The 12541-nt window shown below is 50.7% G+C and carries 7 protein-coding genes; 1 reads left to right on the top strand and 6 read right to left on the bottom strand.

Going from position 1 to position 12541, the window contains the following annotated elements; translation table 11 throughout:
* Positions 1-8 precede the first annotated feature (8 nt).
* The 5 genes from I4W93_RS12440 to hutH form a co-directional block, all read right to left on the bottom strand.
* On the bottom strand, positions 9-989 hold the full coding sequence (locus I4W93_RS12440; RefSeq protein WP_205311467.1) for a response regulator: 981 nt from the start codon (positions 987-989) through the stop codon (positions 9-11).
* Complete coding sequence (locus I4W93_RS12435) at positions 986-3940, bottom strand: MHYT domain-containing protein (RefSeq protein WP_205311468.1); 2955 nt, start codon at positions 3938-3940, stop codon at positions 986-988. The genes I4W93_RS12440 and I4W93_RS12435 overlap by 4 nt, the downstream gene beginning before the upstream one ends.
* 109 nt (positions 3941-4049) lie before the next feature.
* Positions 4050-5357, bottom strand: a complete 1308-nt coding sequence (locus tag I4W93_RS12430) for an aminotransferase class V-fold PLP-dependent enzyme (RefSeq protein ID WP_205311469.1) — start codon at positions 5355-5357, stop codon at positions 4050-4052.
* A 59-nt stretch (positions 5358-5416) separates the two neighbouring features.
* Positions 5417-7417: a urocanate hydratase gene (gene hutU / locus I4W93_RS12425; RefSeq protein WP_205311470.1), complete on the bottom strand. Its 2001-nt coding sequence runs from the start codon at positions 7415-7417 to the stop codon at positions 5417-5419.
* 13 nt (positions 7418-7430) lie between these two features.
* A complete protein-coding gene (gene hutH, locus I4W93_RS12420) occupies positions 7431-8936 on the bottom strand; it encodes a histidine ammonia-lyase (RefSeq protein WP_205311471.1) in 1506 nt (501 codons plus the stop codon).
* Between the two features lie 132 nt (positions 8937-9068).
* On the opposite strand from hutH, the gene I4W93_RS12415 reads away from it, so the two are divergent.
* Positions 9069-9971 carry a LysR family transcriptional regulator gene (locus I4W93_RS12415; RefSeq protein WP_205311472.1) on the top strand — a complete coding sequence of 301 codons (903 nt, stop codon included), beginning with the start codon at positions 9069-9071 and terminating at the stop codon, positions 9969-9971.
* Positions 9972-10019: 48 nt separating this feature from the next.
* On the opposite strand, the gene I4W93_RS12410 is transcribed toward I4W93_RS12415, so the two are convergent.
* Complete coding sequence (locus tag I4W93_RS12410; protein ID WP_205311473.1) at positions 10020-12536, bottom strand: putative bifunctional diguanylate cyclase/phosphodiesterase; 2517 nt, start codon at positions 12534-12536, stop codon at positions 10020-10022.
* Positions 12537-12541: the final 5 nt, after the last annotated feature.

Below are 12541 nucleotides of genomic sequence, written 5' to 3'. Positions count from 1 at the left end.
GCGGGCTACTACTCCGCCCAGCGCTGTTTTATCGCCAAAATCGCTGGCAGTTGCTGTTCCAGCAATTCAATCAGCTGCGGTTCAAAATGCAGGCCTTTTTGCGCCTGCATGTGCGCCATAGTGTCTTCGATGCTCCAGGCTTGCTTATACGGCCGGGTGCTGGTTAGCGCATCGAATACATCTGACACCGCCACGATGCGCGCTTCCAGTGGGATAGCGTTGCCCGCCAGGCCGTGCGGGTAACCGCTGCCATCCCACTTTTCGTGATGATACAGCGCCACCACTTTGGCCATTTGCAACAACGCCGACTCGCAGTCGCCAATAATTTCCGCGCCAATCAATGGGTGCTGTTGCATTTCGCGGTATTCGTCTGCGGTAAGCTTACCGGGTTTAAGCAAAACACTGTCAGCGATACCAATTTTACCAATGTCATGCATCGGCGCGGCATGCAGTAAATCTTCGGCTTGTTGCTCTGTGAAGCCGTAAGCCAGCGCCAGTATCTGCGCGTAATGGCTCATGCGCATCACGTGCAGGCCGGTTTCGTTATCTTTGTACTCTGCCGCGCGGCCTAAGCGCTGTATTACTTGCAGCCGGGTTTGCTTGAGCTCGTCTGCTTGCACTAACGACAAATGGGTTTTTACCCGGGCCCGCACTATGGCCGGGCTAATCGGTTTGGTTATGTAATCTACCGCGCCAACGTCGAAGCCGGTGGCTTCGTCCATTTCATCTTTTAAGGCGGTAACAAAAATAACCGGTACTGCGCGGGTAGCCGGGTTAGCTTTTAGCCGGGCGCAGACATCAAAACCGGTTAAGCCGGGCATCATCACATCAAGCAGGATAAGATCAGGTAAGTCTGTTACCACCAGTGCCAGCGCCTCTTCGCCGCTTTTTGCAAACAGCAGGCGGTATTGTTGCTGCAGCACGGTGCGCAATACCTGTAAATTTGTCGGCTCGTCGTCTACCAGCAGTATGGTTCTTTTTTCGCTCATGTTGCCCCCTGGTTCAGTTGCTGTTGCAACTGCGTCAACCGCTTCAGCGCCAGATTAAAATCAAAGTCATTTACTGCATCAAGCAGTGATGCGATCACCGCCTGATGCTCACCACGATAAACATGTAACTGCTCAATGACTTCATCCGCCAGCTCATGCCGCTGCAACGCCTGCTGCAAGGTATTTAGCATGGTAAGCAGCTCAGTATTATTCAGCCCCAATAGGGCGGCGTTCTGGCTACTGACCAGCTCGCTGTGTAACTGCTGCCAACACAAGTCGTACCCGGGCCAGCTGTGCACAATGTCGCGCAGCGCATTTTCTGCGCGCTGCTTTTGCTGCTGCCGTGCGGCCTGCTCTAACTCAGCACAGAGTTTACTTAGCTGCTCCAGTGCCAGATTAGCCGCAACCCCTTTAATGGCATGTGCTGCCGACTGCACAGCGCTGAAGTCTGCGGCCTGTAGCTGCACTTTCGCCTGCTGTAGCGCAGGCAATTGCTGTTGCAAAAACTGCTGCAGCTGCGGCACATAGGTGGCTAAATTGCCCCACAATAACAAGGCTTTATGCCGGTTAAACAACTGTTCTGGCGCTATCTGCATGTTGCTGCGTAATGGTGGGCGAATGTCCAATTGCAGCACATTAGCGATTTCGGTACACAACAGTGCAAAATCTATTGGTTTACTGGCAAAGCCCTGCATGCCGGCTTGCTTGGCGGCAACTTTGTCTTCGTCTAAAACACTGGCAGTTAGTGCTATCACGGGCACTTGTGGCACACCGTGTTGAGCTTCCCAGGCGCGAATGTGCTGGCAGGCGTGCAGCCCATCCATATTCGGCATCTGAATGTCCATAAGTACCAGATCAAAGCGCTGCTGTTGCACGGCAGCTAACGCCTGCACACCATCTGCAACCGTGGTCACGCTATGCCCAGCACCTTGCAGCAATAACGTTAGCAACTCCAGATTTTGGGCAATATCATCCGCTATCAGCACATTCAATGCCGGTAATGCCGGCGCACTACCGGCACTCAATGCTGCGGTGGCTTTACCGGGCAGCAGCGGCACCGTGAAACGAAAACAACTGCCCAGCTCCTCAGTGCTTTGCACACTTATCTGCCCGCCCATTAGCTCAACCAGCTGTTTACTGATGGTAGTGCCTAAGCCTGTGCCGCCAAAGCGACGGCTCATGGACGAATCCGCCTGAGTAAAGGCATCAAAAATAAACGGCAAGCGCTCAGCTGCTATGCCAATGCCGGTATCGCTGATGCTAAATTGGATGTGCTGCTGAGTCGTTAAAGTTACCGTAACCGTTACACTGCCCTGCTCGGTAAATTTAATGGCATTACCTATCAGGTTGGTCAGCACCTGGCGTAACCTGTCGGGGGCGCCCAGATAAAACTCACCCAGCTCACTGTCCAGGTGCAACGTCAGTGCCAGTGATTTTTTCCGCGCTTGCAACCATAAAGTAGACACCACGGTATCTAACAACGCCGGCAATGAAAAATCGCTTAACTCTAGCTCTAACTTACCTTTGTCTAACTTGGCGCTGTCCAAAATATCGTTAAGTAAATGCAATAAAGAACGGGCCGCACTGTGCACCGTTTGTAAATGCTTACGCGGTTGCTCTGGCAAATCAGACGCCAGCAGCAAGTCGCTAAAGCCAAGAATAGCATTCATCGGAGTACGGATTTCGTGGCTCATATTGGCCAGAAACGCTGAGCGGGCTTCAGCGGCTTGTTCAGCCTTATTCTTTGCCAGCAGCAGCTCTTGCTCCATCAGCTTGCGAGCACTGATATCCATTAAAAAACCATCAAGCCAGACAATCTCGCCTTGCTCTGATCGTATTGCTTCGCCATGTTCTAAAATCCAGCGGCAACTGCCGTCTTTATGCCGGATACGATATTCCAGTGTAAAGCTACCCTGATATAAATCCAGTTGTGTCGTGATAGCGATATCATCCGGATGCACTAAATCTGACCAGCTGCGTTTAACATGCGGCAACATAAAATCGCTGGCCGGATAGCCAGACAGCCCTTCAATCGCATCACTGATAAACAGCATGTCCCAGGTGTCGTTGTACAAACAACGATAGGCGGCACCGGGTATGTTGCCAATTAATGAGCGGTATTTTTCTTCATTCTCTCTGGCGAGAGATTCTTTGGCATTAACTTGTTGGTTTAACTCGCGGTATTTCAGCAGTAAATTTACCGCCACCACTAAACCAGTGATCACCAACGTCGTAAAGGCGACCCCGAGTGCCAGCAACCAGGATATGTCTGTGTTGTCACTGGTAGCCGTAAAACCCGCAGGTGGCACAAAACGCGCAGCTGCCATACCGGTGTAGTGCATACCGCTAATGGCAGCGCCCATCACGACACTGCTTAACAAGGTTAACCAATGCGGTGCCAAATTGAAGTGGCGTAAACCAAAGCGCACCCACAGCGCAACAACCGCCAGTAACACTGCCACAAAAATGGATAACAAAAACATGGCTAAATCGTAGCGCAGCGCTACCGACATCTGCATTGCAGCCATACCCAGATAATGCATGGTGCCAATACCAGCGCCCACCAGTACGCCACCGGTAAGCAGTTGCAGATTGCCCAGCTGTTTTTTGCTGATCAGATCCAACGCCACCCAGGACGCCGCAATGCTGGGTAACATGGATAACAGTGTTAACCCCGGCTGATAGGTTACGCTGGTACATAAAGCAAACGCCAGCATACCGATAAAATGCATCGACCAGACGCCGCCGCCCAGCGCAATGCTGCCAGTACCGAGCATCAGCAAGCGTAGGCTTTTTTTCTTTACGCTAATAGCCTGAGCGGTAATGTGTATGGCAATAGCTGATGAAAATACCGCGATAACAAATGACAACAAAACCAGGCTTGGGTCATAGCTGCCGGCCAGCAGCAAAGGGTCGGCCGGATATTCAAACCACTTGCGTAACCAGTCCATCACTTTACCCCATACTACTTGCGGCTATATCCTGCTGATGTTAGCAGACAGCAGCTACCTAAGGCTATGGGCTTGCGTTGGGCGTGCTGCCGTGCTGGTCAAATAGCCTTTACAACATGCTTAACGCCGCCAGCGTGCGTTCAATCTCCTGTTCATTATTAATCAAGCTTGGCGCAAAGCGGGCGTAGGATTTGCGATAGGGTGTACTGCTCATAATAATGCCTTTGGCGTGCAGTGCTTTTACCACATCATCCGGTGACATTTGTTTGTAATCAAAGCAAACTAACCCCGACGATAGCTCAGTTGACATCGGTGTATATAGCTTCACGCTTTTCATCGTAGCCAACCCTTGTTTTGTTTGGCTGTTAAGCTGATGAATACGCTGCTGCACCTCTGCCTTACCCAGTTTTAAATGTAATTTAAAGGCTTCGGGCAAGGCCCAGCGGTGTTCAAACGAGTGAAAGCCGCCCGGTGTCATATGCTCACCCATCGGCACCTGATCCTGAGTGCTGCCGCCTAACCAAACATCGTAGGAGCGGCTGAAGCTTGGGATCACGGCTTTACACTGCGCCCAGCCTTTATCACTGCCCCAAATAACGCCGGTACCACGCGGGCCAAAGATCCACTTATGCGTACCGGCGATAAAAAAATCACAGCCTAGCGTCGACACGTCAACGTTTTCTATACCAAAACCGTGTACGCCATCGACACAAAACAAAATGTGATCAGCCTCTGCACGTTGTGTATTTTGCTCCGCCAGCATATCGGCAATAGCACGAATGGGCAGCTTAACGCCATTGGACGAATGTACCCAGGTTACGGCCACCACTTTGGTAGCAGGCTTAATTGCCGCTTTCAGTTTGCTTAGCACTTCATCAACCGAAACCTGGGCCGGGTTATCATACAAGGCTACCCGCCGCACTATGGCACCGGTACGCTCAGCACGCAGTTGCAGCGATAAGTCGGTGGCATAGTGATCATGCACCGTTTGCAAAATTTCATCCCCCGGGCGCAACGTCAGGCCACTGTATATCAGCGCCAAACCCATAGTCGTGCTATCTGTCAGCGCTATTTGTTCACCCTGCCCGCCCATATACTCCGCTGCCGCGGCAGCAATCTGCTGATCTATCGTCATAAAATGCTCATGCCAGTAATCAGCTGGGTTTTCATCAAACGCCTTACGGTGCCGTTCTATGGCTTCTGCTACGGGTTTGGGATGCGATGCCAGCAAGAAAGTGGCTAAATGGATATAGTCATAACTTAGGGAAAACTGTTTACGTAAGCCGGCCCAGTCGCCCGCCGTTAACACGGGCGCAGCGGCGGCTTGCGCCGAGCCAACCTGCGCCATAGCAGGGAAGGGAAGCAAGCTGCTGCCGAATAAAAATGAGGTTTGAGTAAGAAAGTCGCGACGTTTCATTATCAAGTATCCTGATTAAATTTTAATCAGCTTAGTCGATAATCCACGCCGCAGCGTTGTTATAACGGCAGCTTGGCTAAAATATCCTCATCAACCCGGTTAGCCAGCGTGACTTTAAGCTTGGGCGTGCGTGCCATTTCGCGCTTAATGGCAAAATCGGCCTCAGCGTTACGGGCCCAGCTGCGCCGGGCGATGCCATTATTCACATCAAACATCAGCATGGATTTTAACCGCCGATCGGCATCGGCTGAGCCGTCCAGTAACAAACCAAAACCGCCGTTGATCACTTCACCCCAGCCGACACCGCCGCCGTTGTGAATAGACACCCAGGTCGCACCGCGGAAGCTGTCACCAATCACGTTATGAATAGCCATATCGGCGGTAAAGCGGCTACCATCATAAATGTTGGAGGTTTCGCGGTATGGCGAATCGGTGCCGCTAACATCATGGTGATCGCGCCCCAGCACCACAGGGCCAATCTCGCCGCGGGCAATAGCATCGTTAAAGGCACTGGCGATTTTCATCCGGCCTTCAGCGTCGGCGTATAAAATACGCGCCTGCGAACCCACCACCAGTTTGTTTTGTTTAGCCTCTTCAATCCAGGTAATGTTGTCCTGCATTTGTTGCTGAATTTCTGCCGGCGCTTCGCGCATGATCTGCTTTAACACCGCAGCTGCTATGGCATCGGTTTTATCTAAATCGTCAGCGTTGCCCGAAGTACACACCCAGCGGAACGGGCCAAAGCCGTAGTCAAAACACATCGGCCCCAGAATGTCCTGCACGTAAGATGGGTATTTAAAATCAATGCCATTATCGGCCATCACATCGCCACCGGCGCGCGAAGCTTCCAGTAAAAAGGCATTACCGTAATCGAAGAAGTAAGTGCCTTTAGCTGTGTGTTGGTTTACCGCCTCGGCGTGGCGCTTTAGCGTTGCCTGTACTTTGGTTTTAAACAACTCGGGTTCATCGCGGATCAAGCGGTTGGCTTCGTCATAGCTTACCCCCACCGGATAATAACCGCCCGACCAGGGGTTATGTAATGAGGTTTGATCTGAGCCTAAATGCACAAAAATATCGCTCTGGTAGAAGCTTTCCCACACTTCAACTACGTTGCCAATGTAGGCAATAGACACTACCTCTGTGTTGGCCTGCGCTTGCTTAACCCGGGCAATTAGTGCATCCATGGAGTCGATAAGCTCGTCTACCCAACCTTGCTGGTGGCGCTTAATGGCGGCTTTCGGGTTAACCTCGGCACACACGGTAATACAACCGGCAATATTACCGGCCTTTGGCTGCGCGCCGCTCATGCCGCCTAGCCCGGCGGTTAAAAAGATTTTGCCCTTGCTACTCTCACCTTGCTGCAGCACTTTGCGAAACGCATTCATCACAGTAATAGTAGTGCCGTGCACTATACCTTGCGGGCCAATATACATGTAGGAGCCGGCCGTCATCTGGCCGTACTGGGTTACGCCTAAGGCGTTAAACCTTTCCCAGTCATCTGGCTTTGAGTAGTTCGGGATCATCATACCATTGGTGACAATCACCCGTGGCGCCTCAACAGATGACGGAAACAATCCCATTGGATGGCCGGAATACATATGCAAGGTCTGGTCGCTGTGCATCTCGCTTAAATACTGCATGGTTAGCCGGTACTGCGCCCAGTTCTGGAATACGCCACCATTGCCACCATAGGTAATCAGCTCTTCCGGGTGCTGGGCTACAGCCGGGTCGAGGTTGTTATCAATCATCAGCATAATGGCTGCGGCCTGCTGGCAGTGGGCCGGGTATTCACTGATTGGCCGCGCTTTTATGGAGTAATCTGGTTTAAAACGGTACATGTAAATACGGCCAAAATCGTTTAGCTCTTGGGCAAACTCTGCCGCCAGCTCGCTGTGCCAGGCTTTGGGGAAATACCGCAGCGCATTGCGCACCGCCAGCTGTTTTTCTGCTTTAGTCAGAATATCTTTGCGCTTGGGGGCACGGTTGGCATCCAACGGATAATCCTGAGCGGCTGGCAGTTTTGCAGGTATACCCTGCTTAATTTGGTCCTGAAATGTCATGCAAATTCCCCTGTTAATTAAGTGCAAAACTAACACTAAAGGCCTGGCTGGTGACTAGCTTAATCATGGCGTCGATATCCGGTTTTAACAGCCGATCTTCATCCAACTTGGCCACTTTGCTGCGAATCAGCGCAAAATTGTGCTCAATCAGATCTGAACACTTGTTTGGCCGGCGAAACTCAATCGCCTGCGCCGCGTACATCAGTTCAATAGCGAGAATTTTCTCCAGGTTGCCTAAGATCTGGTTTAGTTTACGGCCGGAGATACTGCCCATCGACACATGGTCTTCCTGCCCCATTGACGTCGGCACGCTATCAGCTGACGGTGGGAAACACAGCGATTTATTTTCAGTGACCAGCGCCGCCGTAACGTACTGCGGGATCATTAAACCCGAGTTTAAACCGCCTGATTTCGTTAACAAACGTGGTAGACCATGCAAGCCTTCCAGCATCAGATAGCAACGCCGATCAGAGATGTTACCCAGTTCAGCCGCGGCAATAGAGTTGTAATCCAGCACCATCGCCAGTGGCTGGCCATGGAAGCTACCACCAGATATCGCTTCTTCGCTGCTGATCACGATAGGGTTATCGGTAACCGAGTTCATTTCAATTTCGGCCAGTTCTTTTAAGTGGTTATAGGCGTTACGCGAGGCACCGTGCACCTGCGGAATACAACGCAGCGAGTAAGGGTCCTGCACCCGGGCGCACCCGGTGTGGGAGGCCATATTTTCTGAGTCTTTAAATAAGCGGCGCATACGCGCGGCCACTTCAATATTACCGGCAAAGGCACGAAGCTGGTGCAGCTCTGGCCGAAACGGCGAGCTACTGCCCTGCATACCTTCGATGCTCATGGCACCGGCCACATCGGCCAAGTCCAGCAAGTAACGCATTTTGGTTAGTGCGGTAATGGCATGTGACAAAATAAACTGGGTGCCGTTAATCAGGCCGAGCCCTTCTTTTGCTTGCAACTCAATGGACTCCAGACCATGTTGCGCCAACGCTTCTGCGGCGCTGATGCTGCCGTTACCGTGCCAGAATTCACCTTCCCCCAAAAGCGGTAAAAATAAATGCGACAGCGGCGCTAGATCGCCGGACGCGCCTACCGAGCCTTGCTCCGGCACCACCGGAATTAAATCCAGCTCGATAAATTTCAGCATCCGTTCAACCACTTCGAGGCGCACGCCGGAATAACCCTGGCTTAACGCATGTACCTTAGTAATTAACATTAATTTGGAAATGGCTTTGGCTATGGGCTCACCTACGCCAACAGCGTGGGTAATAAGCAGGTTTTTTTGCAACAGCGCGGTTTCAGCGGCGGAGATTTGCGTATCGCACAGCGGGCCAAAACCGGTATTAATGCCGTAGATGGCTTTGTTCGACACGGCCATAATTTCAACGTTGTTGCGACTCTGATTAATTCTGGCAATAGCTTCTGCACATAGCTCTGCTTTAATGCTGCCATCGGCGATACCGTTAACGATATCTAAATCCATTCGATCTATACCATAGCGAAACGTCATTATGCTCTCCTCAACGCAGTTATTCCGGGCCTCTGGGCCACATTGGCTTTATGCTAGCTTGCTCTGGTTGTTTTATAAATACATAATAACCGTAACTTATTCCGGCTTTATCGAACTAAAGAGTGCCTATCTATGCAAGTGCATGATGTCGACCTGCGTTTACTGCGCATTTTCGTCACCATAGTGGAATGCGGCGGTTTATCGGCCGCTGAATCGCGGTTAAATATTGGCCGCTCGACGATTAGTGCGCATTTATCTGATCTGGAAATCCGTTTAGGCTTAACACTGTGCAAGCGCGGCCGCAGCGGCTTTGAACTGACTGAGCCCGGCCGCATTACCTATCAGGCCTCATTAGAATTGCTGCAGCAATGCGAAGCCTTTGCCAGCACAGTGGCCGGCTCCAAAAACAAGCTCTCCGGCCGGGTCAGCATCGCCATTATCGATACGCTGGTCAATGACCCACGCTGCGGTGTGGCACAAGCCATAGCGGCATTAAAGCAAAAAAGTGACAGTATTCAGTTTGATATTTATGTTTGTGAAGCACGCGAGGTAGAAACCGCAGTAGCCAATGGCCGCTCTCTGCTGGGTATAGGGGTTAGCCGCCACCATATTCGCGGCCTGGACTACACGCCACTACATAACGAAACCAACTATCTGTATTGCGCCACCGGCCACCCGCTATTTGACTGCCACGAGCAAGACATTAATAAACTGCTAGCCCGCGCTGAAATGATCACCAGCAACTACCTGCGTGACAAAGAGCGGCGCAACGACAACTTAAACTACCAAAATAACGCAACCGCCTATCACGACGAGGGCATAGCGCATTTAATTTTATCCGGTAAATTTATTGGCTACCTGCCCGAGCACTACGCCAGCCAATGGGTAGACAAAGGTCGGTTTAAGGCCATCTTACCGCAGCAATACTGCTACCAAATCCCGGTGGTGTTAATCACATCAAAAAACCATGCCAATACGCCACTGGCACAAGCGATGATAGAGCAAATAAAACGTTGTCACTTGCTTGAGAACTAGGAGGGATTGGGAATCAATGCCACTGCCTCACTTATGCTGCATTTTTTCTTACTCGTAACTTGCCTGCAGCTGTTTAAAAATGATTTCAGGCGGTTGGGGACGACTGAAAAAGTAGCCCTGGAATCCTGAGCAACCCAGTTCGTGCAAAGCCTGCCATTGCTCTTCCTGTTCGATACCTTCCGCTATAACATCTAATTTCAGTGCGTCTGCTAACAACAAAATAATTTTTACGATCGAGCGGGTTTCCGAATCACTCAGTAGAGTATTGACAAAACTTCTGTCAATCTTCAGTTCATCAATCGGTAGCTGTCGTATGTAAGATAAGGAGGAATACCCCGTGCCGAAATCATCTAAAGAAAAACGCACGCCCATAGCCCGAAGTCGGCCCATTTGCTGAATACTGGCAGCAATGTTTTCTGCAATAACGCTTTCCGTAACCTCAAGTATCAATGCCGATGCCGGCAACCCGGTTTCAACCAGTGTTTTAGCGACTTTATCCGGGAAGTTACCCATCGCAAGCTGGCTTTGGCTGATGTTAACAGAGACTGTTAGGTTGTCTATGGAGAATTGCTCACGCCAGCTATTCATTAACCTGCAGGTTTTCAATAGTATCTGGTCACTAAGTGGCACCATCAGGTTCTTCTTTTCAGCAAGTTCGATAAAACTTATTGGGTTAAGCAGCCCGCGTTCAGGATGTTGCCATCGGGCTAGTGCTTCAAACCCGATAAATCTGCCGTTCCTATCCACTTTGGGTTGAAACCACGGCACGATTTCATTCTCCGCCAATAAGGCTCTGTTAAGGTCTGCCGTGAGCTCATGCTCTTCTACCAGCTCTTTTTGCATGATGTCGTCAAACAGACTGAAATGGTTCTTCCCCTTTTTCTTGGCATCATACATCGCAATGTCGGCCATCCTCATCAACTCGCTGGCGCAGGTGGAATCATCGTTAAAAAGTACCAAGCCGATGCTGGTTGATATTGGCGGTGCATGGCCTAGAGTATCGGTAGGCTGCGCCGCCGCAGTCAACAGCTGCTTCGCTATGTAGCTAACTTCATCGAGTGCAGCACTGTAGTCCTGGTGGCGGGTATTGATAACCACTAAAAATTCATCGCCGCCCAATCTTGAAATAGCATGGCGATCACCCAGCACATTGGCAAAACGGCTAGAGATTTCAATCAAGAGCTGGTCGCCATCGCGATGCCCCAGGGTATCGTTTATCGATTTAAAATCGTCCAGGTCGGTCAGCATAACGGCGCCAAAAAAGCCAGTTTTGGCACAGTTGCGCAGACAATTCTCCAGCCTTATCGCAATCAGGCTGCGGTTTGGTAGATTAGTCAACGGGTCGAAATATGCCAGGTGTTCTATTGCCTCCTTATATTGCTGCTGCACGGTTATGTCCCTGACAATGGCGATGAACCTGGCGGACTCGCCTTCCAGTTTGACATACTGCAACAAGATATCCACTGGCAACTCGTGGCCATTTTTGTGGCGATGAACCGTTTGAAAATTCAGGCGGGGAACCTCTCCGCTTACCAGTGGCGCTATCATCTTTCTGAATTCAGGTTCCGGATAATGCGGTTTTATGTCATACGGATGCAGTTTAAGCAGCTCGGTTGGGGTATAGCCCAGCTGGTCTACAGCCCCCTGATTTACATAGAAAAACTGCAGGGTATCTGCATCAAACATAAAAACGCAGTCCAGTGTACTATCGAGTGTTTTGCGAAAGCGCTTCAGATTTAATCTGGCTTCTTCACTTTCAGTAATGTCCTGCAAGGCAGCGACCAGAAGGCGTTCAGCCCCGACCCTGGCTTCGGTTACAGCAATCTGCAGAGTAAAGCGGCTGCCATCGGCTCTAAGCCCCGTTACGGCGCGCACATTACCCATAATTTTTCCTGCTGTTTTGCCCTCAGCGTAGGCAAGCATGTAGTCAGGATGATGATGTGCTACTTCAGGTGGCATTAGCTTGGTAATCGACTCGCCAATCAGTTCATTTTCCGGATAGCCAAACATTTTCTCCAATGCCGGATTCACACTCTGAATATGCCCCTGCAGATCTGTCATAACAACCGCATCATAAAGCGTATTGAGGATCGCGCGGTTGATATTAAAACTATGCTCCAGCGCTTGCTGGCTCTGATCTTCTAAGGTACCGGCAGAGATAAACTGTTCAGCAAGTTGAGCAATGCGCGGCAGTGCGTCTTCTTTCAGATTGTCGGACTGTTTTGGCGTAACACTAAGCGCAACCAGTAACCCCTGATGCTCCCCCTTGGCATTGAATAGATTCACGGCTTTAAGCGTCCTGGCGGTCATAAAGGTTGAACGGGAAGTTTCACCGTTCAATACCGCTACCGTTTCTTGTAGCTCAATCTTGATAAGTTCTCTGGATTGTCTGTCAATAAGCTGCTCGGCAGCTTGTAGATACGAACTGATTTCTGCTGCATCAGCAGTCGAGTGTATCAATGGCTCGAGCGAATCATCCACCACCAGAGCAAGCCACTTATTACTGCTGGTGCTGGCAGCAAGTTCAATAAGATCAGCAATAGCTTGTCTGATTTTGTAATTCATACACC

Source organism: Rheinheimera maricola (assembly GCF_016918075.2).
Taxonomy (GTDB): Bacteria; Pseudomonadota; Gammaproteobacteria; order Enterobacterales; family Alteromonadaceae; genus Alishewanella; species Alishewanella maricola_A.
Note: the sequence above shows the minus strand (reverse complement) of the source record. Positions and strands in the feature narration are given on the sequence as shown.